Annotated in this window: 27 protein-coding genes and 1 riboswitch; of the genes, 15 read left to right on the top strand and 12 right to left on the bottom strand. The window is 66.0% G+C overall.

Annotation, left to right across the window (positions count from 1 at the left end; all coding sequences use genetic code 11):
- Window positions 1-176: 176 nt before the first annotated feature.
- A riboswitch (SAM riboswitch) is annotated at window positions 177-255 on the top strand.
- The 3 genes from metX to WA983_RS02630 all read left to right on the top strand — a co-directional run bounded on the left by metX (window position 244) and on the right by WA983_RS02630 (window position 3,421).
- Window positions 244-1,494: a homoserine O-succinyltransferase MetX gene (gene metX, locus WA983_RS02620; protein ID WP_424250288.1), complete on the top strand. Its 1,251-nt coding sequence runs from the start codon at window positions 244-246 to the stop codon at window positions 1,492-1,494. (Overlaps the previous riboswitch by 12 nt.)
- A complete protein-coding gene (gene metW, locus WA983_RS02625; protein WP_424250290.1) occupies window positions 1,491-2,141 on the top strand; it encodes a methionine biosynthesis protein MetW in 651 nt (216 codons plus the stop codon). Before metX ends, metW begins: the two co-directional genes overlap by 4 nt.
- Window positions 2,138-3,421, top strand: coding sequence for a muropeptide transporter (locus WA983_RS02630; protein WP_424250292.1), 1,284 nt, complete (start codon window positions 2,138-2,140; stop codon window positions 3,419-3,421). Before metW ends, WA983_RS02630 begins: the two co-directional genes overlap by 4 nt.
- Before the next feature lie 6 nt (window positions 3,422-3,427).
- On the opposite strand, the gene WA983_RS02635 is transcribed toward WA983_RS02630, so the two are convergent.
- Window positions 3,428-4,309 carry a helix-turn-helix domain-containing protein gene (locus WA983_RS02635; protein WP_424250294.1) on the bottom strand — a complete coding sequence of 294 codons (882 nt, stop codon included), beginning with the start codon at window positions 4,307-4,309 and terminating at the stop codon, window positions 3,428-3,430.
- Between the two features lie 84 nt (window positions 4,310-4,393).
- On the opposite strand from WA983_RS02635, the gene WA983_RS02640 reads away from it, so the two are divergent.
- A complete protein-coding gene (locus WA983_RS02640) occupies window positions 4,394-5,407 on the top strand; it encodes a bile acid:sodium symporter family protein (protein ID WP_424311564.1) in 1,014 nt (337 codons plus the stop codon).
- A 188-nt stretch (window positions 5,408-5,595) separates the two neighbouring features.
- Here WA983_RS02640 and WA983_RS02645 read toward each other — a convergent pair whose 3' ends face one another.
- Window positions 5,596-5,934: a zinc ribbon domain-containing protein YjdM gene (locus tag WA983_RS02645; RefSeq protein WP_424250297.1), complete on the bottom strand. Its 339-nt coding sequence runs from the start codon at window positions 5,932-5,934 to the stop codon at window positions 5,596-5,598.
- Between the two features lie 83 nt (window positions 5,935-6,017).
- Complete coding sequence (locus WA983_RS02650) at window positions 6,018-6,410, bottom strand: RidA family protein (RefSeq protein ID WP_424250299.1); 393 nt, start codon at window positions 6,408-6,410, stop codon at window positions 6,018-6,020.
- Between the two features lie 145 nt (window positions 6,411-6,555).
- Here WA983_RS02650 and WA983_RS02655 point away from each other — a divergent pair, with 145 nt between their 5' ends.
- A complete protein-coding gene (locus tag WA983_RS02655) occupies window positions 6,556-7,500 on the top strand; it encodes a LysR substrate-binding domain-containing protein (RefSeq protein WP_424250301.1) in 945 nt (314 codons plus the stop codon).
- A gap of 75 nt (window positions 7,501-7,575) precedes the next feature.
- Here the strand turns inward: WA983_RS02655 and WA983_RS02660 are convergent, their stop codons facing one another.
- The 3 genes from WA983_RS02660 to WA983_RS02670 all read right to left on the bottom strand — a co-directional run bounded on the left by WA983_RS02660 (window position 7,576) and on the right by WA983_RS02670 (window position 9,519).
- Window positions 7,576-7,779: a hypothetical protein gene (locus WA983_RS02660; protein ID WP_424250303.1), complete on the bottom strand. Its 204-nt coding sequence runs from the start codon at window positions 7,777-7,779 to the stop codon at window positions 7,576-7,578.
- Window positions 7,780-7,882: 103 nt separating this feature from the next.
- The gene (locus WA983_RS02665) at window positions 7,883-8,674 is read right to left on the bottom strand and encodes an exodeoxyribonuclease III (RefSeq protein ID WP_424311561.1); all 792 of its coding nucleotides are present in this window, start codon (window positions 8,672-8,674) and stop codon (window positions 7,883-7,885) included.
- Window positions 8,675-8,721: 47 nt separating this feature from the next.
- Window positions 8,722-9,519, bottom strand: a complete 798-nt coding sequence (locus WA983_RS02670) for a DODA-type extradiol aromatic ring-opening family dioxygenase (protein WP_424311562.1) — start codon at window positions 9,517-9,519, stop codon at window positions 8,722-8,724.
- Between the two features lie 183 nt (window positions 9,520-9,702).
- On the opposite strand from WA983_RS02670, the gene pyrE reads away from it, so the two are divergent.
- On the top strand, window positions 9,703-10,374 hold the full coding sequence (gene pyrE, locus WA983_RS02675) for an orotate phosphoribosyltransferase (protein ID WP_424250309.1): 672 nt from the start codon (window positions 9,703-9,705) through the stop codon (window positions 10,372-10,374).
- 71 nt (window positions 10,375-10,445) lie between these two features.
- Here the strand turns inward: pyrE and gatB are convergent, their stop codons facing one another.
- Genes gatB through gatC form a run of 3 tightly spaced genes read right to left on the bottom strand, consistent with a single transcriptional unit; the run spans window position 10,446 to window position 13,739 of the window.
- Window positions 10,446-11,903 (bottom strand): Asp-tRNA(Asn)/Glu-tRNA(Gln) amidotransferase subunit GatB, encoded by a 1,458-nt coding sequence (gene gatB / locus WA983_RS02680; RefSeq protein ID WP_424250311.1) that lies wholly within the window; start codon window positions 11,901-11,903, stop codon window positions 10,446-10,448.
- Entirely contained in the window at window positions 11,903-13,426 is a 1,524-nt protein-coding gene (gatA, locus tag WA983_RS02685; RefSeq protein ID WP_424311563.1) for an Asp-tRNA(Asn)/Glu-tRNA(Gln) amidotransferase subunit GatA, read from the bottom strand. The genes gatB and gatA overlap by 1 nt, the downstream gene beginning before the upstream one ends.
- Window positions 13,427-13,430: 4 nt before the next feature.
- A complete protein-coding gene (gene gatC, locus WA983_RS02690; protein ID WP_424247797.1) occupies window positions 13,431-13,739 on the bottom strand; it encodes an Asp-tRNA(Asn)/Glu-tRNA(Gln) amidotransferase subunit GatC in 309 nt (102 codons plus the stop codon).
- 250 nt (window positions 13,740-13,989) lie between these two features.
- Here gatC and WA983_RS02695 point away from each other — a divergent pair, with 250 nt between their 5' ends.
- Genes WA983_RS02695 through rodA form a run of 5 tightly spaced genes read left to right on the top strand, consistent with a single transcriptional unit; the run spans window position 13,990 to window position 19,682 of the window.
- A complete protein-coding gene (locus WA983_RS02695) occupies window positions 13,990-15,033 on the top strand; it encodes a rod shape-determining protein (protein WP_043685149.1) in 1,044 nt (347 codons plus the stop codon).
- A 23-nt stretch (window positions 15,034-15,056) separates the two neighbouring features.
- A complete protein-coding gene (gene mreC, locus WA983_RS02700) occupies window positions 15,057-15,941 on the top strand; it encodes a rod shape-determining protein MreC (RefSeq protein WP_424247795.1) in 885 nt (294 codons plus the stop codon).
- A complete protein-coding gene (gene mreD, locus WA983_RS02705) occupies window positions 15,922-16,485 on the top strand; it encodes a rod shape-determining protein MreD (RefSeq protein WP_424247793.1) in 564 nt (187 codons plus the stop codon). Before mreC ends, mreD begins: the two co-directional genes overlap by 20 nt.
- Window positions 16,486-16,500: 15 nt before the next feature.
- Window positions 16,501-18,543 (top strand): penicillin-binding protein 2, encoded by a 2,043-nt coding sequence (gene mrdA, locus WA983_RS02710; RefSeq protein ID WP_424247791.1) that lies wholly within the window; start codon window positions 16,501-16,503, stop codon window positions 18,541-18,543.
- A complete protein-coding gene (gene rodA / locus WA983_RS02715) occupies window positions 18,540-19,682 on the top strand; it encodes a rod shape-determining protein RodA (protein WP_424247790.1) in 1,143 nt (380 codons plus the stop codon). The genes mrdA and rodA overlap by 4 nt, the downstream gene beginning before the upstream one ends.
- A gap of 45 nt (window positions 19,683-19,727) precedes the next feature.
- On the opposite strand, the gene mutY is transcribed toward rodA, so the two are convergent.
- From mutY to WA983_RS02730, 3 genes are read right to left on the bottom strand one after another with little or no spacing between them, the layout of a single operon-like run.
- The gene (gene mutY / locus WA983_RS02720; protein ID WP_424247788.1) at window positions 19,728-20,831 is read right to left on the bottom strand and encodes an A/G-specific adenine glycosylase; all 1,104 of its coding nucleotides are present in this window, start codon (window positions 20,829-20,831) and stop codon (window positions 19,728-19,730) included.
- Entirely contained in the window at window positions 20,831-21,739 is a 909-nt protein-coding gene (locus WA983_RS02725) for a cell division protein FtsX (protein ID WP_424247786.1), read from the bottom strand. Before WA983_RS02725 ends, mutY begins: the two co-directional genes overlap by 1 nt.
- On the bottom strand, window positions 21,736-22,407 hold the full coding sequence (locus tag WA983_RS02730) for a cell division ATP-binding protein FtsE (protein ID WP_424247784.1): 672 nt from the start codon (window positions 22,405-22,407) through the stop codon (window positions 21,736-21,738). The genes WA983_RS02725 and WA983_RS02730 overlap by 4 nt, the downstream gene beginning before the upstream one ends.
- Before the next feature lie 209 nt (window positions 22,408-22,616).
- On the opposite strand from WA983_RS02730, the gene WA983_RS02735 reads away from it, so the two are divergent.
- The 4 genes from WA983_RS02735 (at window position 22,617) to WA983_RS02750 (ending at window position 26,790) form a co-directional block, all read left to right on the top strand.
- A complete protein-coding gene (locus tag WA983_RS02735) occupies window positions 22,617-23,633 on the top strand; it encodes an amino acid ABC transporter substrate-binding protein (RefSeq protein WP_424247783.1) in 1,017 nt (338 codons plus the stop codon).
- A gap of 92 nt (window positions 23,634-23,725) precedes the next feature.
- A complete protein-coding gene (locus tag WA983_RS02740; protein WP_424247781.1) occupies window positions 23,726-24,913 on the top strand; it encodes an amino acid ABC transporter permease in 1,188 nt (395 codons plus the stop codon).
- A complete protein-coding gene (locus WA983_RS02745) occupies window positions 24,914-26,008 on the top strand; it encodes an amino acid ABC transporter permease (protein WP_424247780.1) in 1,095 nt (364 codons plus the stop codon). It abuts the gene before it with no gap.
- A 41-nt stretch (window positions 26,009-26,049) separates the two neighbouring features.
- Window positions 26,050-26,790: an amino acid ABC transporter ATP-binding protein gene (locus WA983_RS02750; protein ID WP_424247778.1), complete on the top strand. Its 741-nt coding sequence runs from the start codon at window positions 26,050-26,052 to the stop codon at window positions 26,788-26,790.
- Window positions 26,791-26,818 lie beyond the last annotated feature (28 nt).

A 26,818-nucleotide genomic window follows, 5' to 3' on the forward strand; every position in this document is an offset into this window, starting at 1 on the left:
CAGTCGGCTCACTTCCTTCTGGCTCATCGTGATCATCGTCCCTGCCCGCCTCGGTCGTGTGGTTCTCCCCATTGAAGCGGACATTTCTACTTTGCACAGACCGGACATTCTCACGTTGCACCAACACAGTGCGAAAGGCGGGCTTGCCCGTGCGGCGGATCGCGGTCTAGAATGAATGACGAATTGGCGCCGATTTGCCTGATCCGCTTGCGGGCGCTCCATAAATCCAGCTAAAGAGGTCTCATGACCACGACCGTCGTTTCCCCCGTGCCCGCCGCTGCGCCGGCCGTTTCCGCCATCGATCCACGCCCCGTGCCTGAAGGCAGCGTCGGCTTCGTCTCGCCGGAATTCCTGCATTTTTCCGAACCCCTGACGCTGTCCAGCGGTCAGGTGCTGTCGTCCTATACCCTGGCGGTGGAAACCTACGGCCAGTTGAACGCCGCGCGCAGCAATGCGGTGCTGGTCTGCCACGCGTTGAATGCTTCGCATCACGTCGCCGGCATGGACGCCGAACGTCCGGACCAGATCGGCTGGTGGGACAATATGGTGGGGCCCGGCAAGGCCGTGGACACCGACCGGTTCTTCGTCATCGGCATCAACAACCTGGGCTCGTGTTTCGGCTCCACAGGGCCGACCACGATCGATCCTGCGACCGGTCGACCCTGGGGGGCGGCGTTCCCGCTGCTGACGGTCGAAGACTGGGTGCATGCCCAGGCGCGCGTGGCCGACCATTTCGGCATCGAACGTTTTGCCGCCGTGATGGGCGGATCGCTGGGCGGCATGCAGGCCCTCAGTTGGGCGATCACCTGCCCGGAACGGGTGGGCGACTGCATCGTGGTCGCCAGCACCGCACGCCTGTCGGCACAGAACATCGCCTTCAACGAGGTCGCCCGTCGGGCCATCCTGACCGATCCGGATTTTCGGGGCGGGGATTACCACACCCATGGTGTGGTGCCGTCCAACGGCCTGTCGGTGGCCCGCATGGTGGGCCACATCACCTATCAGTCCGACGAGGTCATGGCCTCGAAATTCGGCCGCGCACAGCGCGCGCCCGGCCCCACGGGCGAATACCGCTACAACTACGACGTCGAATTCGAGGTCGAATCCTACCTGCGTCACCAGGGGGAAAAATTCTCCCGTTACTTCGACGCCAATACCTATCTGCTGCTGACCCGCGCCCTGGATTATTTCGACCCGGCGCGTGCACACGGTGGCGATCTGGCCCGTGCCCTGGCGGCGGCGCAGGCGCGCTTCCTGCTGGTGTCCTTCACCACGGACTGGCGCTTCGCCCCCGGACATTCACGCGAGATCGTCCGCGCCTTGCTGAAGAACCAGCGCGAAGTCACCTACGCGGAAATCGACGCGCCGCATGGCCACGATGCCTTCCTGCTGGGGGACCGGCGCTACCATGCGGTGGTGCAGGGCTATTACGACGGCATCGCCGCCCGCCTGGGCCTGGGCGAACGCCGCCGCGTTGCGGGGGTTCTGGCATGACGGCCGCACGAGCGACGGTGCCGTTTTCGGCTGCAGCGGACGCGGACCAGCCGTTGCGCATCGACCTGCTGCGGATTGCCGAGTGGATCGAGCCGGGCAGCCGGGTGCTGGATCTGGGCTGCAGCGATGGCCGGCTGCTGGATTACCTGCAGCGGACCCGCCAGGTGCGTGGGGCGGGCGTCGAACTGGACGACGAGCGCGTGATCGCGGCCGTGCGGCGCGGGGTGCGCGTGATCCAGCAGAACCTGGAAGAAGGCCTGGCGCTGTTCGACGACAAACAGTTCGATACGGTGGTGCTGTCCCAGACCCTGCAGTCCATGCACCACACGGAACACATCCTGCGGGAAATGGCGCGGGTGGCCCATTACGGCATCGTGTCCTTTCCGAACTTCGGCTATTGGCCGCACGGCTGGTCGATTCTGCGTGGGCGCATGCCGGTCAACGACCAGATGCCCTACCAGTGGTACGACACGCCCAACATCCACCTGTGCACCCTGCGCGATTTTCAGGCGCTGGCGGCGCAACTGGGGTTGCGGATCACGCACATGGCCACATTCCGTGGCGATCAGGAAATCTTGTGGCTGCGTGGCTGGCGCAGCCAACTGGCGGTCTACCGCTTTGAATCGCCCGGGGGCGGGCGCGCATGACGCAAACCCGGGACGCGGACTCCGATGCCGTCGACACCGGCGCCTCGACGCGAGGCTGGCGGGTTTACGGCGGCCGGCGTGTCGCCCCGCTGCTGGTTCTGGGCTTTGCCAGCGGCCTGCCGCTGGCGCTGACTTCCGGCACACTGCAGGCCTGGGCCACAGTGGCGCAGGTCTCCCTGCAAAGCATCGGCTTTCTGACGCTGGCGGGCACGGCCTACACCTTGAAGTTTCTTTGGGCCCCGTTGGTGGACCGCTACGCGCCCCCCTGGCTGGGGCGACGGCGTGGCTGGATCTTTCTGACGCAATGGCTGCTGGCGGCTTCGATCGCCGCCATGGGCCTGTTCGATCCGGGGTCCGAGCTGCGGACGCTGGCCCTGCTGGCGGTCTGGGTGGCCTTTCTGTCGGCGACCCAGGACATCGCCTTCGATGCCTACAGCACCGACGTGCTGCGCCAGGACGAGCGCGCGGCGGGCGCGGCGCTGAAGGTCATGGGTTATCGGCTGGCGATGGTGGTGTCCGGCGGCCTGGCGCTGATCCTGGCCGACCAGTGGCTGGGCTGGAATGCCATGTACGTGCTGATGGGCGGGTTGATGGCGCTGGCGTCCCTGGCGACCCTGTGGGCGCCGGAGCCGGAGCGCGTCGCCCGGCCGCCTCGCACCCTGCGCGAGGCCGTGGCCGAGCCCCTGCGCGAATTCTTCGGCCGTCCGGAAGCCTGGACGATCTTGCTGCTCATCGTGTTGTACAAGCTGGGCGACGCGTTCGCGGGGGCCTTGTCCACCACTTTTCTGATCCGGGGGGCCGGCTTCGACGTCACTGAGGTCGGCATGGTCAACAAGGTCTTTGGCCTGATCGCCACCATCGTCGGCGCGCTGGCCGGCGGTGCGCTGATGACGCGCCTGGGTCTGTACCGGGCCTTGATGATCTTCGGCCTGCTGCAGGCGGTCTCGAACCTGGGCTACTGGATGCTGGCCGTCACGCCGCCGCATCTGTATTCCATGGCCCTGGTGGTGGCCGTGGAGAATCTGTGCGGCGGCCTGGGCACGGCGGCCTTCGTGGCGCTGCTGATGGCCTTGTGCCAGGCAAAATTTTCCGCGACACAGTTTGCGCTGCTGTCGGCGCTGTCGGCCGTGGGCCGCACCTATCTGGCCGGGCCGCTGACACCGGTGTTGGTCGCCGGCTTCGGCTGGCCGGTGTTCTTCGTCCTGACGGTGGTGATCGCCTTGCCGGGGCTGGGTCTGCTGTGGTGGATGCGGGGGCGGGTCCGGGCGCTGGATGCGTAGGCCGGTTCAGTCCTGAGCGGTCGACTCGTCTTCCCGCGCCCCTGCGGCGAACGCCCTGGGCGTGACGCCGGTGTGCGCGCGAAAAGCCGCAATGAAGGACGACAGGCTGTCGTAGCCGCAGGCCAGGGCCACGTCGGTGATGCGGTCGCCGCGTTCCAGCAAGGGCAGGGCGTGCACCAGCCGGGCGCGCTGGCGCCACAGGCGGAACCCCAGGCCCGTCTGCCGCTGGAACAGCCGTGTCAGGGTCTTGTCCGACAGCCCCTGGCGGCGGCTGAACTCGCCCAGGTCGGGGGCGGCGTCGGGATGGCTCTGCAACTGGCGGCACACGGATTGCAGGCGCGGGTCGGTGGGCCAGGGCAGGATCAGCCCGGCGTCCTGGCTGATGGCCAGTTGATCGACCAGCACCTGGGCCAGGCGGCCGTCCGGGCCGTCGGGATCGTATTCGATGGGCCGAGTGCTGAATTGCCGGATCAGTTCGTGCAGCAGGGGGCTGACGGCCAATACCCGGCAGGCGGGCCAGTCCAGTCCCAGCGCGGCGGCGTCCAGGTACAGGCTGCGGATGACGGTGTGCGAGGTGTGCGACGTTTGCCGCACCTGGTGCGTCACCCCGGCGGGGATCCAGACCGCGCGGTGCGCCAGGGCGACGAAGCGGGCGTTCGGTGTCCAGACCTGCAGGTAGCCCTGGGTGGCGTAGGATAGCTGCGCCCAGGTGTGTTTGTGATGCCGGGGGATCAGGATGTTCGATTGGCTGTCGATGTGGCCGTAGACGGGCCGGGGCAGGCGGCGCAGGCCGCTGCGGGGCTTTTGCCGGGCCGCGCCTGCAAGGCCGCCGCTGCCGGATCGAGAGACCTCGGCAGGGCTGCGGATGTCCGTTCGCGAATGTTTCATAGCTGTTTACCGCCAAACATGGCTTTCCAGCAAGTTTAACCTTCTCTTCGAGAGCCCCGGACCGCCGGAGCACCCATTTCCATGATGTCGAAATTACGTCTGCTGTTCGATCGTTTCACCCTGATCCTGATCGCGGTCGTCACGGCCGCCACGGTCTTGCCCGCCCACGGTCAGGGCGCGGTGTTCTTCGAACGGCTCACGGCCGCAGCCATTGCGTTGCTGTTCTTCCTGCATGGGGCCAAGCTTTCCCGCGAGGCCATCATCGCCGGAGCCACGCACTGGCGGCTGCATGGGGTGATCTTCACCTGGACATTCGTGATTTTCCCCATCCTGGCGTGGGTGCTTCGGCCGGTTCTTCTGCCCTTGCTGGGCGAACCTCTGTACGTGGGCATCATCTACCTGTCGGTCCTGCCCGGCACGGTCCAGTCAGCCATCGCTTTTACCTCGATCGCGCGCGGCAACGTGCCCGCCGCAGTCTGCGCCGCCTCGGCGTCCAGCATCGTCGGTATCGTCATCACTCCTTTGCTGCTGCAATTGTTCCTGGGCGCGGACACGTCGGCCCTGGGCGGCAGTTCGCTGCTGCAGGCCATCGGCCACATCAGCGTGCAGATCTTCCTGCCTTTCGTCGCCGGCCATTTGATGCGGCCGGTGATCGGACGCTGGATGGACGGCCACCGCAAGCTCGTCACCAGCGTGGACCAGAGCTCGATCCTGCTGGTGGTCTATACGGCATTCAGTGAATCGGTCATCGGCGGGCTGTGGCAGACGGTGGATACGGTTTCTCTGGCCTGGCTGGTGGTGGTGTGCTGCGTGCTGCTGGCGCTGGTGCTGGTGCTGAACACCTGGTCGGCGCGCCGTATGGGTTTTAACCGGGCGGACGAGATCACGATCGTGTTCTGCGGGTCGAAGAAAAGCATGGCCACGGGCGTGCCGATGGCCGGGGTGCTGTTCAGCGCGAGCGCCATCGGCCCGGTGCTGCTGCCGCTGATGATTTTCCACCAGATCCAGTTGATGGTGTGCGCGGTGCTGGCGCAGCATTATTTGCGGCTGGAGCAGGCGCAGGGGAAGGGTTCCGGGCGTCGGCGCGCGGCGGTTTGATTTGGGCCGTTTTATTTGAGTTCTTAACCGCCCGCCGCCCCCGCACCCCGCCGGGGCCAGGTCGGGACGGCTCGGGCGCAGGTCGTGCGCCCTCGGCCTAACGGCTACCCGCCCCTTCAACAGGCCCCAACGGGGCGCAGGAGCGTCAGGCTGGCGGTGAGGAATGCCCTAGTGATCGGGCTTTTGGTTCACGCCTTCTTCACGAATTCCGACTTCAAACCCATCGAACCGAAACCGTCGATCTTGCAATCGATGTCGTGATCACCGTCGGCCAGACGGATGTTCTTGACCTTGGTGCCGACCTTCACCACCGAGGACGAGCCCTTTACCTTCAGATCCTTGATCACCACCACCGTATCGCCGTCCTGCAGCACGTTGCCATGGGCGTCGTGGACGACGCGCGCCTGCTCGGTGTCCGCCGCAGCCGCTTGGGACCATTCGTGCGCGCATTCAGGGCAGACGAAGTGATCGCCGTCTTCGTAGGTGTATTCGGAGTTGCACTGGGGGCAATTGGGAAGCGGGTTCATGGGTTTCCTTATAGGTGATCGTGCGGGGAGTGTAGCGTGAGTGGCTAAGCTGCTCATGACCCGGGCAGCAGTCTTTCATGCAATCACTCGGGTAGTTTGGCAATCACCTTGATTTCGAAATCAAAGCCATATAGCCAAGTGACGCCAACGGCGGTCAGAGTCGGGTGCGGGGCCTTGCCCCAATAGTCGGGCACGACCGACCAGATCTCTTCGAACTTGGATTCGGGGTCGACGATGAAAACGGTGACGTCGACGACATCTTCGAAGCTGCAGCCTGCTGCGGCCAGGATGCCGTTCAGATTTTCGAATGCTTGTCTGACTTGTGCCTTCAGTCCGGGTTGTGGCGAGCCGTCGCCACGGCTGCCGACTTGTCCCGAGACGAATAGAAAGCCGTTGGACCGGATGGCGGGTGAATAGCGGTTGCGCTCGTACAGGGCCTGGCGGGAGGGGGAGGAAACAACGTCGCGTGTCGTCATGGGATGAGCTCCATCATGGGTGGGTCGGCCGTAGCCGGGGGTGTCGTGAGGCAGACTTTAATGTCGGGCGCCGTGCGGATAAACTGGCAATCTCACTCAACATTGTTTGTGAAATACAAACAATCAAAATGATCGAGGCATGCGGATGGACCGTTTCGATGCGATGCAGGCCTTTGCCCGCGTTGTGGAAACCGGCAGTTTCACCAAGGCGGCCGAGACGCTGCACATGAGCCGGACCAGCGTGACGCAGTCAGTTCAGCAGTTGGAGGCGCGCTTGCGAGTCCGGTTGCTGAATCGGACGACACGCAAGGTCGGCGTGACGGTCGATGGCGCGGCCTACTACGAACGTGTGGTGCGGCTGCTGGCGGATCTGGATGATGCCGAAACCAGCCTGCCCGGCGCGTCGGCGCTGCCTCGGGGCAGATTGCGGGTGGATGTACCCAGCCCGTTCGCCAGCACGATCCTGATTCCGGCCTTGCCGGCGTTTCAGGCCCGGTACCCCGACATCCAGTTGCAGCTTGGCGTCAGCGACCGCATGGTGGATCTGATCGATGATTATGTGGATTGTGTCGTGCGCGGCGGTGAAATTACGCATCAGTCGCTGGTGGCGCGGCATATCGGAGATCTGGCGCTGGGGGTGTATGCGTCTCCGGGTTATCTGGCGCAAGCTGGTGTGCCCGCCCATCCGCTCGACCTCGAGGCACCCTGCCATCGCGTCGTCGGTTTTTCCTTGTCGCGCACGCGCCGGGTGCTGCCGTGCACGCTGCAGCGCCATGGAAAGCGCATCGAGATACAGGCGCGCCAGCCCCTGGTGGTCGATGACGGGAATGCCTACCTGGCTGCGGGACTGGCAGGGCTCGGGGCGTTATGGCTACCGGTCTACATGGCTGAAGCGCATGAGGCGCGCGGTGAACTGGTAGCCTTGTTCCCGGAGTGGCAGATCGATCCGATGTCCTTGAGTCTGGCGTTTCCGGCTAATCGGCATGTCAGCGCAAAGCTGCGCGTATTCATCGATTGGGTCGTCGACTTGGTGGCGCGGCATGTGCCGGTAGGAGCGCCGCCGAGGGTGCATCGAAGCGAGTCGGCATAACGGGTGACCATGCCGGACGCCCCAATAAAAAAGGGCCTGGAATCCCAGGCCCCAATCCACGGAGAAAAACTTGCGTCAGGCAGTCACATGCAGCAGCGTACCAACCGAACCGCTGGTGGCCAGTTGCGGGATGGAGGGTACCGAATTGACCAGGCTGAGGATGGTGTTGGCCTGGCCGTCCAGAACCTTGCGCAGCAGCAGGTTGTCTTTTTCCTGCATCGCGATGGCCTGTTGCAGGCCGACGGCGGCGCCGACTGCGCCTTCGATGGAACCGGACATGAGGTACTCCTGTAAAAATGCGGTCTTCGCGTAGTCGCGAGGACTGTGAAAACGGATCTGATCTCTTCTACGTCACCGAGTGTACTTTCTTTAGGCTGCGATCCTATGACCAATCGTAATCGATGGTCAGAGGCGCGTGATCGCTGAAGCGTGGTTCCCGATGGATGGAGGCGGTGCGCGCGCGGGCGGCGATGCCGGGGGTGGCGATGTGGTAGTCGATGCGCCAGCCGACGTTCTTGGCCCAGGCCTGGCCGCGGTTGCTCCACCAGGTGTAGGCCTCGCCGGTGGCGTCCGGGTGCAGGCGGCGGTAGACGTCCACCCAGCCGCGTTGGTCGAAGACCTGGGTCAGCCAGGCGCGTTCCTCGGGCAGGAAGCCGCTGTTCTTCAGGTTGCCCTTCCAGTTCTTCAGGTCGATTTCCTGGTGGGCGATGTTCCAGTCGCCGCAGATGACGAATTCGCGGCCGGTGTCTCGGTGTTCTTGCATCAGGCCGTCCAGCCAGGTCTCGAAGTGGGCCAGGAAGCGGTATTTGGCCGCCTGGCGCTCGTCGCCGCTGGAGCCCGAGGGCAGGTAGGCGCTGATGACGCTCAGGCCGGGCCAGTCGGCGCGCAGGATGCGGCCTTCGGCGTCGAACTCGGGGCAGTCCATGCCTTCGGTCACGGTGTCGGCGGGGCGGCGCAGGTAGAGTCCCACGCCGCTGTAGCCTTTTTTCTCGGCGTGATGGAAATGCCCGGTCAGGCCATCGGGATGGCGCAGGTCGTCGGCCAGGTCGTCGTCCTGGATCTTGATTTCCTGCATGCAGACGATGTCGGGGCGGGCTTCGGCCAGCCAGTCGGCCAGCCCTTTGCGGAAGGCCGAGCGGATGCCGTTGACGTTCAGGGAAGTGATGCGCAGCACGTGGATGTCCGGTTGATCATTGCAAGCTTGAACTTTAACCCACAGGCTCAATCGAACCGAAAGCTGGATACTGTCAGCCCGCCCGCCGCTTCGGTCTCGTGGTGGCAGAGAACGACGGGGCCGTCGCCCGCCGCGCCGTTGGCGGCGAACAGCGGCACCAGATGGTCTTCCATGGGATGGGCGATGCGGGCGGCGGGGGCTTGCTCCCAGTCACGCAGTCGGTCGTGGCGCGCCGCCGCCGTGGCGGGTGCCAGGGCGTCCTGCAGCCAGGCGTCGAATTGGGCCGACGGTTCGCGCCCCGCCGGGCCGAACAGCCGCAGGTTGTGATAGCTGAGTCCGCTGCCGACGATCAGGATGTTCTCGTCACGCAACGGCGCCAGGGCGGCGCCCAACTGGTGGTGCCAATCCGGATCGAAACCGCGTTCGATCGACAATTGGACCATGGGGATATCCGCCTCCGGGAACATCACGTAGGCGGGCACAAAGGCCCCGTGGTCGAAGCCGCGCTCTGTATCGAAATCCACGGGGATGCCATCGGCCCGCAGCAGGCTCGCCACACGGTCGGCCAGTGTTGGCGAGCCGGGGGCGGGGTAGCGGATTTCGTAGGTGTGAGCGGGGAAGCCGCCGTAGTCGTACAGCATCCCGGGCTGCGGGTTGTTGCCCAGCAGCACGCCTCCCCGGGTGATCCAGTGCGCCGAGATCATCAGAATGGCCTCGGGTTTCTGGGGCAGGGCGGCGGGGATCGCCTGCAGCGCGGCGGTCAGGGGCGCGTAGGATGCCTGCATTTCGGGCATCCAGGGCCAGGGGCCGCCGCCGTGGGACAGGAAATAGACGGGTTGACGCATGGGGTGCCTCGTCGGGCCGGGGGTCGGGAAAAGGACATCATAGCCGTGCGCGGGGCGGTACTCCATCGCCCCCCAGGCCGTCGCCTTTCATGGGCGGTCGAGTCCGGTTCCAGAGACCGGGTGCGCGACCGTCCCGCTCAAATATCCGATAATGTGGCCTTTCCCGCACAGAGATCATTCGCCATGCCCGGTTCCCGCGCCCAAGCCTTCGTCCGTTTCGCCCTGGAACAGGGTGTGCTGCGTTTCGGCGAGTTCAAGACCAAGTCCGGCCGCCTGAGCCCGTATTTCTTCAACGCAGGCCTGTTCAACGACGGCGCCTGCGTCGGCCGTCTGGGCCAGTTCTACGCCCAGGCACTGGCGGATTCCGGCCTGGACTTCGACATGCTGTTCGGCCCCGCGTACAAGGGCATCCCTCTGGCCACCACCACGGCAATCGCCCTGTCGAATCACCCCGCGCGCGCCGACCGCCCGGTGCCGTTCGCCTTCAACCGCAAAGAAGCCAAGGACCACGGCGAAGGCGGCACGCTGGTCGGCGCTCCGCTGCAAGGCCGCGTCGTCATCATCGACGACGTGATCACGGCCGGCACGTCTGTGCGCGAATCCGTCGCGATGATCCGCGCTGCCGGGGCGCAGCCCGCCGCCGTGCTGATCGCCATGGATCGCATGGAACGCGCGGGCGCCGAAGGTGCCTTGTCCGCGCATTCCGCCGTCCAGGACGTCGAGCAGACCTACGGCATCCCCGTGGTCAGCATCGCTTCGCTGGTCGACATCATGGGCGTACTGGAAGACGACGCGACCCTGGCCAAGCACCGCGATGCGGTGTCGGCTTATCGGGATCGTTACGGGGTTCAGTAAGGTTCGAGGTCTTGCATAAAAAGCCGGCTGCATGACGCAGCCGGGATCTACACAACCAAAACCGCAACCGGTCAGGAATCCAGCTTCCGCTTCAGCACATCATTCACCTGCTGCGGATTCGCCTTGCCCTTGGCCGCCTTCATCACCTGGCCCACCAGCGAATTGAACGCCTTCTGCTTGCCTGCCCGGTATTCCTCGACAATCGCCGGATTCGCCGCCAGCACCGTGTCGATCATCGCCTCGATCGCGCCCGTATCGCTGATCTGACGCAGGCCCCGCGCCTCGATGATCGCGTCCGGATCGCCGCCCGATTCCCCCGTCCACATCGCCGCGAACACATCGCGCGCGATCTTCGTCGAAATCGTCCCGTCCACGATGCGGGCGATCAGCGCCGCCAGCCGTTGCGGGGATACCGGCGACGCGCCGATGTCCAGACCGTCGCGGTTCAGCGCCGCCGACAACTCGCCCAGAATCCAGTTCGCCGCCTGCTTCGCCTGACCGGCGGGTAGCGCCGCGGCAGCCGCCTCGAAATAGTCCGCCGTCGCGCGCTGCAGCGTCAATTGAGCCGCATCGTAGGCCGACAGCCCCAGATCCGCCTCGAAGCGCGCGCGCTTGGCCGCCGGCAGTTCCGGCATCGTCGCGCGCACCTGTTCCACCCATTCCGGCGACACCACCAGCGGCGGCAGATCCGGATCGGGGAAATAGCGGTAATCGTCGGAATCTTCCTTCGTCCGCATGGCGCGGGTTTCGTCCCGGTCGGGATCGTACAGCCGGGTCTGCTGCACCACCTTGCCGCCGTCCTCGATCAGCTCGATCTGGCGGCGCACCTCGTACTGGATCGCGCGTTCCATGAAGCGGAAAGAATTCAGGTTCTTGATCTCGCAGCGCGTGCCGAATGCCGCCTGGCCGCGCGGACGCACCGACACATTGGCGTCGCAGCGGAACGAGCCTTCCTGCATGTTGCCGTCGCAGATGCCCAGCCACACCACCAGTCCGTGCAGCGTGCGCGCGTAGGCCACGGCCTCGGCGGCCGAACGCATTTCGGGTTCGGTCACGATTTCCAGCAGCGGCGTGCCGGCGCGGTTCAGGTCGATACCGCTGGACGATTCACCATGCGGCCCCGTGAAATTTTCGTGCAGCGACTTGCCCGCGTCCTCTTCCAGGTGGGCGCGCGTCAGGTTCACCGTGTGTTCCTGCTCGCCCACGAAAAAGGACAACTGCCCGCCCACCACGATCGGCAGCTCGAACTGGCTGATCTGATAGTTCTTCGGCAGGTCGGGGTAGAAATAGTTCTTGCGCGCGAACACGGAACGTTCCGCCACCCGGGCGCCGATTGCCAGGCCGAACTGGATCGCGCGTTCCACCGCGCCCCGGTTCATGGCCGGCAGCGAACCGGGCAGGGCCATGTCCACCGCATTGGCCTGGGTGTTGGGCTCGGCGCCGAAGCGCGTGCTGCTGCGGGAAAAGATTTTCGACCGCGTGGAGAGCTGGGCGTGGGTTTCCAGCCCGATGACGATTTCCCAATCCATTATGCGTGTCCCGGAATGCGTTGATGCCAGTCGGTGGCTTGCTGATAGCGATCGGCCAGGGCCAGCAGGCGGCCTTCATCGAAATAGCGGCCGATGATCTGCAGCCCGATGGGCAGGCGGCCCGATTCGCCGCCGAAGCCGCAGGGAATGGACATGCCCGGCAGGCCTGCCAGGCTGACGCCCAGCGTGTAGACGTCGCCCAGCCAGTCCGCGATCGGGTCCTGGCGGTTGTCGCCGATGCGGCGGGCCACGGCGGGGGTGACCGGTCCCATGATCACGTCGCAGTCGCCGACCAGCGCGCGCTGGAAGTCCTCGGCGATCATGCGCCGCACGCGTTGGGCCTGTAGATAATAGGCGTCGTAATAGCCGTGCGACAGCACATAGGTGCCCACCAGGATGCGGCGGCGGACCTCGTCGCCGAAGCCCTCGGAGCGGGACCGGCTGGTCATGTCGGCCAGGTCGGTGTATTCGGCTGCACGGTGGCCGTAGCGCACCCCGTCATAGCGCGACAGATTGCTGGAGGCCTCGGCCGGGGCGATCACGTAATAGGCCGGGATCGCCAGGCGCGTGCGCGGCAGGGACACGTCCACCCGGACCGCGCCCAGGGATTCGAAGACCTGCAGGGCCGATTCGACGGCCGCGCCGACTTCGGCGGACAGGCCTTCGTTGAAGAATTCACGCGGCACGCCGATGCGCAGTCCCGTCAGCGGGCGTTCGCCGACCGCCTGGAAGCCGGCCTGGGCGGCGTCGAACGCGGCCTGGACGCGGCCGGCGGCGTTGGGTGTGCCGTCGCAGGTTTCCAGGCTGGTCGAGTCGCGCGGATCGAAGCCGCTCATGGTGTCCAGCAGCGGCACCAGGTCGCGGGCGCTGCGCGCCAGGGGGCCGGCCTGGTCCAGGCTGGAGGCGTAGGCGATGATGCCGTAGCGCGAAACCGTGCCATAGGTGGGCTTGATGCCGCTGACGCCGCAATAGGCGGCGGGCTGGCGCACCGATCCGCCGGTGTCCGTGCCGGTCGCGCCCAGCACCAGGCCGGCGGCCACGGCGGCGGCGGAGCCGCCGGACGAGCCGCCCGGGATGCGTTCCGGATCCCAGGGATTGCGCACCGGGCCGAAAGCGGAGTTCTCGTTGGCCGAGCCCATGGCGAATTCGTCGCAACTGAGCTTGCCCAGGGAGACGGCGCCGGCCTCGCGCCAGCGGTCGACCACGGCGGCGTCGAAGGGGCTGACGTAGCCGGCCAGCATCTTGCTGGCGGCGGTGGTGCGCCAGCCGCGCGTCACGAACAGGTCTTTATGGGCGACGGGGATGCCGGTGAGCGGGCCGGCGGTGCCGTCGGCCAGGGCCTGGTCGGCGGCGCGCGCCTGCGCCAGGGTCAGTTCGTCGTCAATGTGCAGAAAGACGTTGGGGTCGGCATAGGCGCGGACCGCGCGCAGGGCGTCGGCGGCCAGTTCGAAGGCGCTGACGCGCCGGGCGCGCAAGGCTTCGCTCAGCGCCTGGATGCTGTGGAATTCTGAAAGCTGGGTCATGGCATCATTCGATGACGGTGGGCACCAGGAACAGGCCCTGGTGGGAGGCCGGCGCGTTGGTCAGGCAGGCGTCGCGCTGCTCGGGCGTCTGCGCCGGGTCGGGCGTGTCTTCGCACAGGCGCAGGGCGATGTTCTGATGGGCGGCCAGCGGATGGGCCATGGGTTCGACGCCGGTCGTGTCCACGGCCTGCAGTTCTTCGATCAGGCCCAGGATGCGGTCCAGTTCCTGGCGGGCGCGGTTCTGGTCGCCGGAATCCAGCCGCAGCCCCGAGAGCCGTGCCAGCCGGGCGATGTCCTGTTCGGTGAGTGCCATGTCGTTATGCCTACGTCGCCGCCGCCGGCGGCCGGATTGAGTGTGTGCGGATGTGACCAGGGGGGTGAAAAGCGGGGATTTTGCAAAACATTCGCCGCTTATTCAGCGCTAACCCTAGAGGATTATAAGTTATCATTGCTGATTCCATGCGGTTTTCCCGGCCTGTGCCTGCGTTCTGGTGGTCTTGGTTCAGTCGGCAACGGGTCGCTCGCGCGGATCCACCAGACACCCCCATTTTATTAGTGCGCTCATGTTCGGATTCCTACGCAGCTACTTTTCCAGCGACATGGCGATCGACCTCGGCACGGCGAATACGCTGATCTATGTCCGCAGCAAGGGCATCGTGCTCGATGAACCCTCGGTCGTCGCCATCCGCCATGACGGCGGTCCCAATGGCAAGAAAATCATCCAGGCCGTCGGCCACGAGGCCAAGCAGATGCTGGGTCGTGTCCCCGGCAACATCGAAGCCATCCGGCCCATGAAGGACGGCGTGATCGCCGACTTCACCGTGACCGAGCAGATGCTCAAGCAGTTCATCCGCATGGTGCATCCGCGCAGCATGCTGGCCCCCAGCCCGCGCATCATCGTCTGCGTACCCTGCGGCTCGACCCAGGTCGAACGCCGCGCCATCCGCGAATCGGCCCTGGGAGCAGGCGCCAGCCAGGTCTACCTGATCGAAGAACCCATGGCCGCCGCGATCGGCGCCGGCCTGGCGGTGTCCGACGCCAGCGGTTCGATGGTGGTGGACATCGGCGGCGGCACCACCGAGGTCGCCGTGATCTCGCTGGGCGGCATGGTCTACAAGGGTTCGGTGCGCGTCGGCGGCGACAAGTTCGACGAGGCCATCATCAATTACATCCGCCGCAACTACGGCATGCTGATTGGCGAACCCACGGCCGAACTGATCAAAAAGGAAATCGGCTCGGCCTTCCCGGGCTCCGAGATCCGCGAGATCGAAGTCAAGGGCCGCAATCTGTCCGAAGGCGTACCGCGCAGCTTCACGGTGTCCTCCAACGAAATTCTCGAATCCCTGACCGATCCGCTCAACCAGATCGTGTCGGCGGTGAAGACGGCCCTGGAGCAGACACCGCCCGAACTGGGCGCCGACATCACCGACAAGGGCATCGCCCTGACCGGCGGTGGTGCGCTGCTGCACGATCTGGACCGTCTGCTCCAGGAAGAAACCGGCCTGCCCGTGGTGGTCGCCGAAGACCCGCTCACCTGCGTGGTGCGCGGCTGCGGCGAGGCGCTCGAACATCTCGAGCGTCTGGGCGGGGTGTTCATCTACGACTGATTCCCGGCCGGGCGTTCCTCGTCATGCGTGAACAGGGAACCCTGAGACTCTTCAAGCGCGGCCCCAGCATCGAAGTCCGGCTGGTGTTGCTGCTGGCACTGAGTCTCGGGTTGGTCGTGACCGATGCGCACTGGTCCGTGCTGGGCCCGGTGCGCAGCACCCTGTCCATGGTTCTCTACCCCTTCCAGCGCGTCGTGCTGGCGCCGCGTGATGCGCTGGAATATTTCGATAGCTGGTCGCACGCGGCCACGCTGGCGCGCGACGAACAAGAGGCCCTGCGCCGCCAGCGCATCGAGATGGCCCAGCTCTCGACCCATGCGGCCCAGTTGGCCACGGAAAACGAACAGTTGCGTCGCCTGCTCAACGTGTCGGAATCCATCGCCCAGCAATCCGTGGCGGTCGAAGTCTTCTACGTGCCGCCCAACGCCTTCAGTCACCGCCTGATCTTCAACAAGGGCTCGCGCGCGGGTATCGCGCCGGGCATGCCGGTGATCGACGAGGGCGGGGTCGTGGGCCAGATCGTGCGTGTGACGCCCTTCACCTCCGAGGCCGCGCTGCTGATCGATGACCAGGTGTCCATTCCCGTCCAGGTGCTGCGCAACGGGCTGCGGCTGATCGCCTTCGGCGGCAACCAGGTCGGCAAGCTCGAAGTCCGCTACCTGTCGGCCGGTATGGACGTGCGCGCCGGAGACGTACTGGTGACCAGCGGCATCGGTGGACTGTTCCCCGCCGGCCTGTCGGTCGGCCGGGTGGAACGGGTCGAGCGCGATCCGGGCACCGGCTTCGCCATGGCGATCGCCGAGCCGCTGTCGCACCCCGAGCGCTACCGCCATTTCCTGGTCCTGCGCGTGGACGTGGCCGACGTGCCCCGGCCAGAGGAGATCGAGCATGCCCTCGATGAACAATAGGCGCCCGGGGGGCTCCTCCCTGATGGATCTGCAGCCGGTGGACGCCGGCGCTTTCCAGGGGGCGGCTTCCGGCTGGCTGGTGTGGGGCTCGTTGATCCTGGTGTGGATGGCGTCGCTGCTGCCTTGGCGGCTCTGGCAGCCGGTGCCCGACGTGCTGCTGCTGGTGCTGCTCTACTGGTGCCTGCACGCGCCCGCGCGGGTCGGGCTGACGACCGCCTTTGTCTTCGGCTTGTTGATGGACGTCCAGGATACCGGCCTGCTGGGCCTGCACGCCCTGTGCTACGTGCTGGCAGCCTACGGCGTCCTGCGGCTGAGTCAGCGGCTGCGGCATTTCAATTCCTGGCTGCAGACGCTTCAGGTGCTGCCGGTGCTCGTGGCGGCGTGTACGCTGTCCACCTTGCTGGGTGCCTGGCTGAACGGGGACTGGGAAGGGTGGGAGTGGTTGTGGTCGGTGCTGCTCACCGGGGCCTTGTGGCCCCTGTTCGACATCCTCATGTCTCTGCTCCCGCATCGCCTGGGCGGCGATGGCACGGGCTCTGTCTGACGATTCGGGGCCGGCATGTTCGAATTCCGCAAGACCGGCCACCGCCAGCGCCAGACCGTGCTGCTGCGCGCCTGGGTCGCGGGGGTGTTTGCGCTGGTGTGCCTGCTGCTGCTTGCCGGACGCCTGTGGTATCTGCAGGTCGTGCGCTACGACAACCTGTCGGCGCGCGCGGAACAGAACCGCATCACCATCGTGCCCGTCCCGCCCCGGCGCGGACAGATCTCCGACCGCAACGGCGCGGTTCTGGCGCAGAATCTGCGCGATTACACGCTGACGGTGACGCGCGCCCAGGTCCGGGGCGACGTCGGCGACCTGCTCGACCGGCTGGGTGAACTGGTCTATCTCAGCGAAGGCGACCGGCGCAAGTTCATGCGCCTGTACCAGCAGAGCGGCCGCTACGCGCCGGTCCTGCTGCGCAACAATCTGAACGACATCGAGGCGTCCTGGTTCGCCGTCCACGCCTACCGCTTTCCTGGCGTCAGCCTGGAGGCCCGCTGGGTGCGGTCCTATCCCATGCACGAGTCGGCCGCCCACGTGCTGGGCTTCGTCGGCCGGATCTCCGAGGAAGATCAGCAGGAACTGGACGAATCCGGTCAGTTGGGCAATTACCGGGGCACGATGGTCATCGGCAAGAAGGGCGTCGAAAAGACCTGGGAAAAGGCCCTGCACGGCCGCACCGGAGTCGAGGAGCTCGAAGTCACGGCAGGGGGGCGCCCGGTGCGCGAACTGAGCCGCACGGACCCGGTGCCCGGCTCCAATCTCGAACTGTCTCTGGACATCGGCTTGCAGCAACTGGCCGAGGCCCAGTTCGAGGGCCGGCGCGGCGCGCTGGTCGCCATCCAGCCGCATACGGGCGAAGTCCTGGCCTTCGTGTCCTCGCCGTCCTTCGACCCGAACTTGTTCGTGGACGGGATCGACGTGGAAAATTGGCGCAAGCTGAACGAATCGCCGGACCATCCGCTCATCAACCGGCCGTTGTACGGCACCTATCCCATCGGCTCGACCTACAAGCCCTTCGTGGGGCTGGCGGCTCTGGAACTGGGACTGCGTTCGGCCCGCGAACTGATCCCGGACCCCGGCTACTTCGAGCTGGCCGGGCAGAGATTCCGCAATGCCGGCGGCGCGGTCTATGGGCCGACCGACATGCACCGGGCCATCGTCGTGTCCTCCGACACCTACTTCTTCTCGCTGGGTGCCCAGATGGACGTGGATACCCTGCACGACTTCGCCCAGCAGTTCGGCTTTGGCCAGATCACAGGCATCGACCTGGACGGCGAACGCCGCGGCGTGCTGCCTTCGCGCGACTGGAAGCGCAAGACCTACAAAAAGCCCGAGCAGCAGCACTGGTACCGGGGCGAGACCGTGTCGGTTACCGTGGGGCAGGGCTACAACGCGTTCACCCTGCTGCAACTGGCGCAGGCCACCTCTGTGCTGGCCAACGACGGCGTCTACATGAAGCCGCACCTGGTGCGCCGTATCATCGACCCGCTCACCGGTCGGTTCAGCTACCCGGTGGTCGGGCCGCAGGCGACCATCAAGCTGAAACCGGACAATCTGCGCGTGATCCGAGAGGCCATGGTGGACGTCGTGCGCAAGGGTACGGCGCGGCGCGCCTTCGAAGGTGCGTCCTATCAGGCGGCCGGCAAGACCGGTACGGCGCAGGTCTACAGCCTGCGCGGCGCCAAATACCGGGCGCATGCGGTCGACGAGCGCCTGCGCGACCATGCGCTGTTCATGGCCTACGCCCCGGTCGAAGACCCGCAGATCGCCGTGGCCTTGATCGTGGAAAACGGCGGCTGGGGGGCTTCGGTGGCTGCGCCGATCGCCCGCTCCGTATTCGATTACTGGCTGGACCCGGGCCGTGCGGCACAGCGTCGCGCGCGCTTGCAGGCCGAACAGACTGCGCGCGATGCGCAGGCAGAGCCGGTGTCGACGGCTTCGGCTCCGGGTCGCCCCGACATGCAGCCCGCGCCCGAGGACGACGAGGCGCCTGAACCGGCCCCTCTGCCCGACGAGGCCTCGGCGCCCGAGGACGGTGCCGAGGAGGAGACCCCATGAAACTGATCGTGCAGGCGGTGCGCCGCATGTTCGCCGTGCTGGATTGGCCGATGCTGATCCTGCTGGTGGTGATGGGGTTGGTCGGCATGGCCACGATGCATTCGGCGGTGGGCAATACCGATTGGCGTTTTGCCGACCAACTGCGTAATTTCTTGCTGGCGTTCGGGGTCATGTGGGCTGTCGCGTTGATGCGTCCGGCCTGGATCATGCGCTGGGGGCCGCTGGTCTACGTGATCGGGGTGGGGCTGCTGGTGGCGGTCATGCTGTTCGGAGAAACCAGCAAAGGGGCGACCCGCTGGCTGAACCTGGGCATCGCGCGCATCCAGCCCTCGGAAATGATGAAGATCGCCGTGCCGCTGATGCTGGCCTGGTATTTCCAGCGCCAGTCGGCGAACCGCATCCGCATCCTGGATTTCCTGGTGGCCGGCGTGCTGCTGCTGGTGCCGGCGGCGCTCATCATCGAACAGCCGGATCTGGGCACGGCGCTGCTGGTGCTGGCCTCTGGCTTCTGCGTGATCTATTTCGCCGGCCTGCCGTTCAAGCTGCTGATCCCGGCCGTGCTGGCGGGGACGCTGGCGCTGGGGACGCTGGTCGCCTACGAGGACCAGATCTGCCAGCCGGACGTGGACTGGGTGGTGCTGCACGACTATCAGAAATACCGCGTCTGCGTGCTGCTCAATCCGGGCTCGGACCCGCTGGGCAAGGGCTTTCACACCATTCAGTCGATGATCGCCGTGGGTTCGGGTGGTCTGTACGGCAAGGGCTACATGCAGGGCACCCAGACGCACCTGGATTTCATCCCGGAGCGGACCACGGACTTCATCTTCGCCGTGTTCGCCGAGGAGTTCGGCCTGTACGGCGGCGTGACGCTGCTGGTCCTGTACGCGTTGCTGGTGCTGCGCGGCCTGACCATCACGGCGCGGGCGCCCACCCAGTTCGGGCGGCTGCTGGCCGGCGCCATGTCCATGATGATGTTCGTCTACGTGTTCGTGAACATCGGCATGGTGACCGGCGTGCTGCCCGTGGTGGGGGTGCCGCTGCCCTTCATGAGCTATGGCGGCACGGCGCTGATGACGCTGGGTGTGGCCTGCGGGCTGTTGATGAGCATCGGCGCGCATCAGCCGCGTCCCGACAGTTAAGCCAGGTTCCGCTGGCGCTCGAAGCGTCCGTGTTCAGGCGCGGATTCAGCGCAGCAGGAGCCCGCCGTCGTACAGGCCGGCCAGCAGTCGGGCGACCGGTGCCGGCATGCCGTGGGCGTCCAGCTTGCCGATCGGGACCCAGGCCTGATCCGCACGGGTCGGCACGGGCGCGGCGCCCGGCAGCCGCAGCCAACAGGGCTGGATGCGCAACCGGAAATGCGTGAACACGTGATCGAACGCTGCCAGCGCCTGGGGCGGCTCGGCTGCGCCCAGACCGGTGCAGGCGGCTTCCAGCGTGGCGGTGTCCTCGAATTGCGGCAATGTCCACAAGCCGCCCCAGATGCCCGCGTCCGGTCGGCGTTCCAGCAGCACGCGGCCCTCGCATTCCGCGATCAGCATCCAGCAGTGGCGCAGCGGTTGCGCCCGGCGGACGCGCGGCGTCGGCAGTTCGTCCTGACGATTCTGGATCCGTGCCCGACAGTCCGGTGCCAGCGGGCAGCGCGTGCAATCGGGTCGCGTGCGCGTGCAGACCGTGGCGCCCAGGTCCATCTGGCCCTGGGTGTAGGCCGCCATGTCCAGGTCGGCAGGGGCGGCGTCGATCAGCGCGTGTGCGTGGCCCCAGAGCTGCTGCGCGATGCGCGCTGTCGTGGGGTCGCCCTCGATGGCGAAATAGCGCGCCAGCACCCGGCGCACATTGCCGTCCAGGATCGGCGCCCGTTCGCCGTAGGCAAAAGCGGCGACGGCGGCGGCGGTCGAGGGGCCGATGCCGGGCAGTTGAGCCAGTTCGGCGGCGGTGGCGGGAAAGCGGCCGCCGTGCCGGTCGCGCACCGTCTGTGCGCAACGGTGCAGATTGCGCGCGCGGGCGTAGTAGCCCAGGCCGGCCCAGGCGTGCAGGACCGCGTCCTGCGGCGCGTCGGCCAGATCGACGACGCCGGGAAACAGGTCCAGAAAGCGTTCGTAATACGGCACCACGGTGGCGGCCTGGGTCTGCTGCAGCATGATTTCCGACAGCCAGATGCGGTAGGGATCGCGGGTGTGCTGCCAGGGCAGGCCATGGCGCCCGGCCTGGCGCTGCCAGGCGGCGATGCGGGATGCGGCATCGGCCGGTCCGGCGGTGTCGCCAGGGCCGGCAGGTGTCCGGCGTGTCATCAGAACCGGGTGCGCCGCGTGACCGACAGGCGTGCGGCGATGGCCCCCAGCAGCGCAACCAGCAGGCCGGACAGCAGCAGATCGGGGGCGGCCGGCAGGCGGATGGCCCAGTCCACGCCATAGCTGCGGGCAAAGCCGCCCAGGATGGCATTCAGCGGAGTCAGGGCCAGCCAGGCCAGCAGCAGCGCCAGCAGGCTGGCGGCCAGGCCGGTCAAGGCGCCCAGGTACAGAAAGGGGCGGCGGACGAAAGGTTCGGTGGCCCCCACCAGCCGGGCAACGGCAATTTCCTCGCGCTGGGTCAGGGCCTGCAGGCGCACGGTGTTGAACACGGTCGCCAGCACGACGATGGCCACCGCGCCCGCCAGCATGCCCAGCCCCACCCGCACGAAGGCCAGCAGGGATTCCAGGCGCCGCACCCATTCACTGTCGAGCTGGATTTCCTGGACCTCCGGCCATTGACGCCAGGTCTGCGCCAGGTCGGCGGCCTCTTGCGTCGGGGCGTCGGAATCGCGCAGTGTGACGATCAGGGCGTCGGGCAACGGGTTGTCGGGCAGGGCGTCCAGGGCGCGCGCCCAGGTCGGGTCGGCCCGCAACTGCGCCATGGCCCGGTCGCGCGGCATCAGCCGTGCCTGGGCGATCCGCTCGCCCCCTTCAGTCCGCACGCGTGCAAGCAAAGCTTGCTGGGTCGTGGCGGGGGTGCCGGATTTCAGGAACAGGGTCAGTTCCGGTGCAACCGCCAGTTGCCGGGCCAGCGGCTGGCTGGATTGCAGGACCGAGGCGCCCAGGATGGGTACGGCCAGCATCAGGGCGATGACGGCGATGTTGGCCAGGGACGAGAAGGGATGCTGGCACAGGCGCCGCAGCGCCACACCCAGCGCATATCGATGATGCCGCAGCCATCGGGTCATGCCATCACCCCCGGAATATCCTCGAAACGCCCGGCGTCGATGCGCAGCGTGCGCCGCGCGTAGCGGGCCATGAGCGCGGTGTCGTGCGAGGCGATCAGGGTCGTGACCCCGACCTGGTTGAAGTCGCGGAAGACGTCCATGATGCGGGTGGCGCTGTCGTGGTCCAGATTGGCGGTGGGTTCGTCGGCGATCAGGATGGCGGGTCGGCCCACGATGGCGCGGGCGATGGCCAGGCGCTGCTGTTCGCCGCCGGACAGTTCGATGGGCAGCAGGTCTTCCTTGCCGCGCAGGCCGACCTTTTCCATGGCGGCGCGGGCGCGGGTTGCCGCCGTGGCGCGATCCAGGCCCTGCACGGCCAGCGGCAGGATGACGTTGTCGAAGGCGTTGCGATCGAACAGCAGGTGGGCGTCCTGCAGGATCAGGCCGACGGTGCGGCGCAGATAGGGCAGCGTGCGCGCCGACAGCCTGTCGATGCGGTGGCCATTGACCGTGACGGTGCCCCGGCTGGCGGGTTCCAGCCCGCCGACCAGTTTCAGCAGCGTGGACTTGCCCGCGCCAGAAGGCCCGGAGACGAAGATGAATTCGCCAGGCGCGATGCCGAAATTGACGTCGGCGAGGATGTTGCGCCCCCGGCCGAAAGATTTGAAGACGTGCTGAAATTCGATCATGCGTATCAGGTGTGTCTGGCGGAATGGCCCATGTCCGGTCGGTGAGTCTCCGTTGCCATGGCGCGAACGAATTGCCACGCCAAGTGCAGGGATATCCCGCATGTTTCAGGCCTGTAATGGCAGGCTACGATCTAGGCCAGACGGACCAATTCCACAAGATTGTATTCCGTGTTGTTCAACGCCACTTGCTCAATCGGGAAAGGATGACTATGAAACTCATGAAACTTGCGGCCGTCAGCGCGGCGCTGATGTTTGCCGGCGCAACTGCCCAGGCCGGCGAAACCTACAATGCCGTCAAGGCGCGCGGCTTCGTGCAGTGCGGCCTGAACGCGGGTCTGCCGGGCTTCTCCCAGGCCGATAGCAAGGGCGTCTGGCAAGGCATCGACGTGGATATGTGCCGCGCCGTGGCCGCCATGGTCTTTGGCGACGCCAGCAAATTCAAGGCCACGCCGCTGACCACCCAGCAGCGCTTCACCGCCCTGCAATCCGGCGAAGTCGATGTGCTCACCCGCAACACCACCGCCACCATGACCCGCGACACCACGCTGGGCCTGATGAGCGCCGGGGTCAACTACTACGACAGCCAGGGCGTGCTGGTCAAGAAAAGCCTGGGCGTGAAGAGCGCCACCGAACTGGGCGGCGCAGCGGTCTGCGTGCTGCAGGGCACGACCACCGAACTGAACCTGGCCGACTGGTTCCGCGCCCACAAGCTGGACTTCAAGCCGGTCGTGATCAACACCTCCGAAGAAGGCTTCCGCACCTTCGAATCCGGCCGCTGCGACGTGGTCACCAGCGACAAGTCCCAACTGGGCAGCCTGCGCGCGTCTTCGGCCACGCCGGACGACTACATCATCCTGCCGGAAGACTTCTCCAAGGAGCCGCTGGGCCCCATGGTCCGCCAGGGTGACGACGAATGGTTCATGGTCGTGCGCTGGGCGCTGAACGCCATGGTCGAAGCCGAGGAATACGGCATCGACTCCAAGAACCTGGACGAGATGCTCAAGAGCCCCAATCCCAACATCCAGCGCATCCTGGGTGTGACCGGCGACATGGGCAAGGGCCTGGGGCTGGACAAGAAATGGGCCTACAACATCATCAAGCAGGTGGGCAATTATGGCGAATCGTTCGAACGCAACATCGGCACGGGCTCTCCGCTCAAGCTGGAACGCGGCCTGAACGCCCAATGGACCAAGGGCGGCGTGATGTACGCCTGGCCGATCCGCTGATCGCCTGATCCGGCCTTCGGTCCCTGCGGCCGCCGGGGTTCTCCCGGCGGCCGGGTTCCGGCGGCGGTTGCCGCCTTCACCGCCCGCATCCTATGACTCAGACGACCCCTCGCGTACCCAGGGCGCCCCGCCGGCGTTGGTCCTGGAACGATCCGGCCACGCGCGCGCTGATTTACCAGATCCTGATCCTGGGCCTCGTCGCCCTGGGTGTGTGGTATCTGGGCTCCAACACGCTGCACAATCTGGCGGCGCGCAACATTTCCACCGGCTTTGCCTTCCTGCACGAAGAAGCCGGCTTTGCCATCGGCGAATCGATGGTCGACTATTCCCCTGCCGACACCTACGGCCACGCGGTCGTGGTCGGCTTGCTCAATACGCTCAAAGTCTCCGTGGTCGGGGTGATCGCCGCCACTTTGTTCGGTACGCTGCTGGGCATCAGCCGTCTGTCGAAGAACTGGCTGCTCTCGCGCCTGGCCGGCCTCTACATCGAGGTCATGCGCAACATCCCGCTGCTGCTGCAACTGTTCTTCTGGTATGCCCTCATCACCGAGATCATGCCCGGCCCCCGGCAGGCGCTGCAGCCGATTCCCGACGTCTTCGTCTCCAATCGCGGTTTCAAGATTCCCTGGTTCAAGGGCGACGCCATGGACTGGGTCTTTGGCGGGCTGGCGCTGGCCATCGTGCTGATCGTGCTGCTGGCCCACTGGGCGCGCCGCCACCAGGATGCCACCGGCAAGATTTTCCCCCTGGGGCGTGCCGCCCTGGGCCTGTTGATCGTCGTGCCCGTGCTGGCTTACTGGGTCAGCGGCGGTACGCTGGAACTGGACCGGCCCGAACTGAAAGGCTTCAACTTCCAGGGCGGGCTGAACATGTCGCCGGAATTTTCGGCGCTGCTGCTGGGGCTGGTGACCTACACCTCGGCCTTCGTGGGCGAGGTCGTGCGTTCCGGCATCCAGGCCGTCAATCAGGGCCAATGGGAAGCCGCCTCCTCGATCGGCCTGTCGCGGGCGCGTACGCTGCGGCTGGTGATCCTGCCCCAAGCCATGCGGGTGATCATCCCGCCGATGACCAGCCAGTACCTGAACCTGACGAAGAACAGCTCGCTGGCCGTGGCCATCGGCTACCCCGACATCGTGGCCGTCACCAACACCATTCTGAACCAGACCGGTCAGGCCATCGAGGGCATCATGATCATCATGGCGGCCTATCTGGTGGTCAGTCTGTCGATCTCGGTCTTCATGAACTGGTACAACAAGCGCATCGCGCTGGTGGAGCGATAGATGGACCGCACTCTCCCGGGCACCGATCGCCTGCCGCCGCGCACCAACACGGGCGTGCTCGGCTGGCTGCGCAGCCGGCTGTTCTCTTCGCCGCTGAACGCGATCCTGACGATCCTGGCCCTGTGGCTCTTGCTGCTGGCGATCCCGGCCCTGATCGATTATCTGTTCATCAAGCCTGACTTCGCCGCCACCACGGCGGCCCAATGCCGGGAAACCGGCGGCTATTGCTGGGCCTTCGTGCGTGAAAAGCACCGCCTGATCCTGTTCGGCATCTATCCCTACGACGAGCAATGGCGTCCGCTGCTGGCCTCCGTGATTCTGGTGGGGGTGATCGTCTGCAGTTGCATCCGCTGGTTCTGGAAACCCTTCCTGGGGCTGATGTGGGTCGTCGCTCTGGTGGCCGTCGGCGTGTTGATGTGGGGCGGGATTCTGGGCATGACCTATGTGGAAAACGCCAAATGGGGCGGTCTGCCGCTGACCCTGATCCTCTCGACCTTCGGCATTGCCTTCGCCTTTCCCTTCGGGCTGTTGCTGGCCCTGGGGCGGCGATCGCACATGCCGGGCGTCAAGGCCGTGTGCGTGGTCTACATCGAACTGATCCGCGGCGTGCCGCTGGTCAGCCTGCTGTTCATGTCCTCGGTGATGCTGCCGCTGTTCCTGCCGGAAGGCTTCTCCATCGACAAGCTGCTGCGCGCCCAGATCGCCATCATCCTGTTCGCGGCGGCCTACGTGGCCGAGACCGTGCGCGGCGGTCTGCAGGCCATTCCCAAGGGCCAGTACGAGGGCGCCGATTCCCTGGGCCTGGGCTACTGGCAGCAGATGCGCAAGATCATTCTGCCCCAGGCGCTGAAGATCGTCATCCCGCCGCTGGTGGGGATCTTCATCTCGCTGTTCAAGGACACGTCCCTGGTGGTGATCATCGGCATCTTCGACCTGACGCAGGCGGCCAAGGCGGCCGTGTCCGACGCCGTCTGGCGCGGCTTCAGCACGGAATCCTACCTGTTCATCTCGGTCATCTACTTCATCTTCTGCTACTCGATCTCGCGCTACAGCCTGTCGCTGGAACGCAAGCTGGATCAAGGGCAGCATCGTTAATCACCGGCGGGACCGCCGTCCCGCCGCAGGAGCCTCCGCCCATGTCGGAACCCATCATCCGCCTGCAGAACGTCAACAAGTGGTACGGCCAGTTCCACGTCCTGAAAGACCTGAACCTGGAAGTCGCGCCCAGCGAGCGCATCGTGATCTGCGGCCCCTCCGGGTCGGGCAAATCGACCATGATCCGCTGCATCAATCGTCTGGAAGAACACCAGGAAGGCCAGATCGTCGTCGACGGCACCGAACTGACCAACGATCTCAAGCAGATCGAAACCATCCGCCGCGATGTCGGCATGGTGTTCCAGCACTTCAACCTTTTTCCTCACATGACCGTGCTGGAAAACCTGATGCTGGGTCCCGTGTGGGTGCTCAAGCGCCCCAAGGCCGAGGCCGAGGCCACGGCCATGAAATACCTGGATCGGGTCCGCATCCCGGAACAGGCGAACAAATACCCGGGCCAGTTGTCCGGCGGCCAGCAGCAGCGCGTGGCCATCGCCCGGTCCCTGTGCATGAACCCCAAGATCATGCTGTTCGACGAGCCGACTTCCGCCCTGGACCCGGAAATGGTCAAGGAAGTGCTGGACGTCATGGTCGAACTGGCCAGGGAAACCGGCATGACGATGCTGTGCGTGACCCATGAAATGGGCTTCGCGCGCAAGGTCGCCGACCGGGTGATCTTCATGGATCATGGCGAAATCATCGAGCAGAACGCGCCGGACGCTTTCTTCGACAACCCGCAGAACGAGCGCACCAAGCTGTTCCTCAGCCAGATCCTGCATTGATCCGTTGACCGGTTGGTCCCGTCGGGCG

The organism is Castellaniella sp., from assembly GCF_049650445.1.
Taxonomy (GTDB): Bacteria; Pseudomonadota; Gammaproteobacteria; order Burkholderiales; family Burkholderiaceae_B; genus Castellaniella.

Excerpts from the sequence above, each read along its gene's own strand:
- WA983_RS02730 (WP_424247784.1), bottom strand. The coding sequence starts at position 22,407 with ATGATCGAATTTCAGCACGTCTTCAAATCTTTCGGCCGGGGGCGCAAC.
- WA983_RS02670 (WP_424311562.1), bottom strand. The coding sequence starts at position 9,519 with ATGCGTCAACCCGTCTATTTCCTGTCCCACGGCGGCGGCCCCTGGCCC.
- WA983_RS02630 (WP_424250292.1), top strand. The coding sequence starts at position 2,138 with ATGACGCAAACCCGGGACGCGGACTCCGATGCCGTCGACACCGGCGCC.
- mreC (WP_424247795.1), top strand. The coding sequence starts at position 15,057 with ATGCGTGAACAGGGAACCCTGAGACTCTTCAAGCGCGGCCCCAGCATC.
- WA983_RS02655 (WP_424250301.1), top strand. The coding sequence starts at position 6,556 with ATGGACCGTTTCGATGCGATGCAGGCCTTTGCCCGCGTTGTGGAAACC.
- WA983_RS02695 (WP_043685149.1), top strand. The coding sequence starts at position 13,990 with ATGTTCGGATTCCTACGCAGCTACTTTTCCAGCGACATGGCGATCGAC.
- metX (WP_424250288.1), top strand. The coding sequence starts at position 244 with ATGACCACGACCGTCGTTTCCCCCGTGCCCGCCGCTGCGCCGGCCGTT.
- rodA (WP_424247790.1), top strand. The coding sequence starts at position 18,540 with ATGAAACTGATCGTGCAGGCGGTGCGCCGCATGTTCGCCGTGCTGGAT.
- metW (WP_424250290.1), top strand. The coding sequence starts at position 1,491 with ATGACGGCCGCACGAGCGACGGTGCCGTTTTCGGCTGCAGCGGACGCG.
- WA983_RS02750 (WP_424247778.1), top strand. The coding sequence starts at position 26,050 with ATGTCGGAACCCATCATCCGCCTGCAGAACGTCAACAAGTGGTACGGC.
- WA983_RS02740 (WP_424247781.1), top strand. The coding sequence starts at position 23,726 with ATGACTCAGACGACCCCTCGCGTACCCAGGGCGCCCCGCCGGCGTTGG.
- WA983_RS02660 (WP_424250303.1), bottom strand. The coding sequence starts at position 7,779 with ATGTCCGGTTCCATCGAAGGCGCAGTCGGCGCCGCCGTCGGCCTGCAA.
- WA983_RS02745 (WP_424247780.1), top strand. The coding sequence starts at position 24,914 with ATGGACCGCACTCTCCCGGGCACCGATCGCCTGCCGCCGCGCACCAAC.
- WA983_RS02640 (WP_424311564.1), top strand. The coding sequence starts at position 4,394 with ATGTCGAAATTACGTCTGCTGTTCGATCGTTTCACCCTGATCCTGATC.
- mrdA (WP_424247791.1), top strand. The coding sequence starts at position 16,501 with ATGTTCGAATTCCGCAAGACCGGCCACCGCCAGCGCCAGACCGTGCTG.
- WA983_RS02645 (WP_424250297.1), bottom strand. The coding sequence starts at position 5,934 with ATGAACCCGCTTCCCAATTGCCCCCAGTGCAACTCCGAATACACCTAC.
- pyrE (WP_424250309.1), top strand. The coding sequence starts at position 9,703 with ATGCCCGGTTCCCGCGCCCAAGCCTTCGTCCGTTTCGCCCTGGAACAG.
- gatC (WP_424247797.1), bottom strand. The coding sequence starts at position 13,739 with ATGGCACTCACCGAACAGGACATCGCCCGGCTGGCACGGCTCTCGGGG.
- gatA (WP_424311563.1), bottom strand. The coding sequence starts at position 13,426 with ATGACCCAGCTTTCAGAATTCCACAGCATCCAGGCGCTGAGCGAAGCC.
- mutY (WP_424247788.1), bottom strand. The coding sequence starts at position 20,831 with ATGACACGCCGGACACCTGCCGGCCCTGGCGACACCGCCGGACCGGCC.
- WA983_RS02635 (WP_424250294.1), bottom strand. The coding sequence starts at position 4,309 with ATGAAACATTCGCGAACGGACATCCGCAGCCCTGCCGAGGTCTCTCGA.
- WA983_RS02735 (WP_424247783.1), top strand. The coding sequence starts at position 22,617 with ATGAAACTCATGAAACTTGCGGCCGTCAGCGCGGCGCTGATGTTTGCC.
- WA983_RS02725 (WP_424247786.1), bottom strand. The coding sequence starts at position 21,739 with ATGACCCGATGGCTGCGGCATCATCGATATGCGCTGGGTGTGGCGCTG.
- gatB (WP_424250311.1), bottom strand. The coding sequence starts at position 11,903 with ATGGATTGGGAAATCGTCATCGGGCTGGAAACCCACGCCCAGCTCTCC.
- mreD (WP_424247793.1), top strand. The coding sequence starts at position 15,922 with ATGCCCTCGATGAACAATAGGCGCCCGGGGGGCTCCTCCCTGATGGAT.
- WA983_RS02650 (WP_424250299.1), bottom strand. The coding sequence starts at position 6,410 with ATGACGACACGCGACGTTGTTTCCTCCCCCTCCCGCCAGGCCCTGTAC.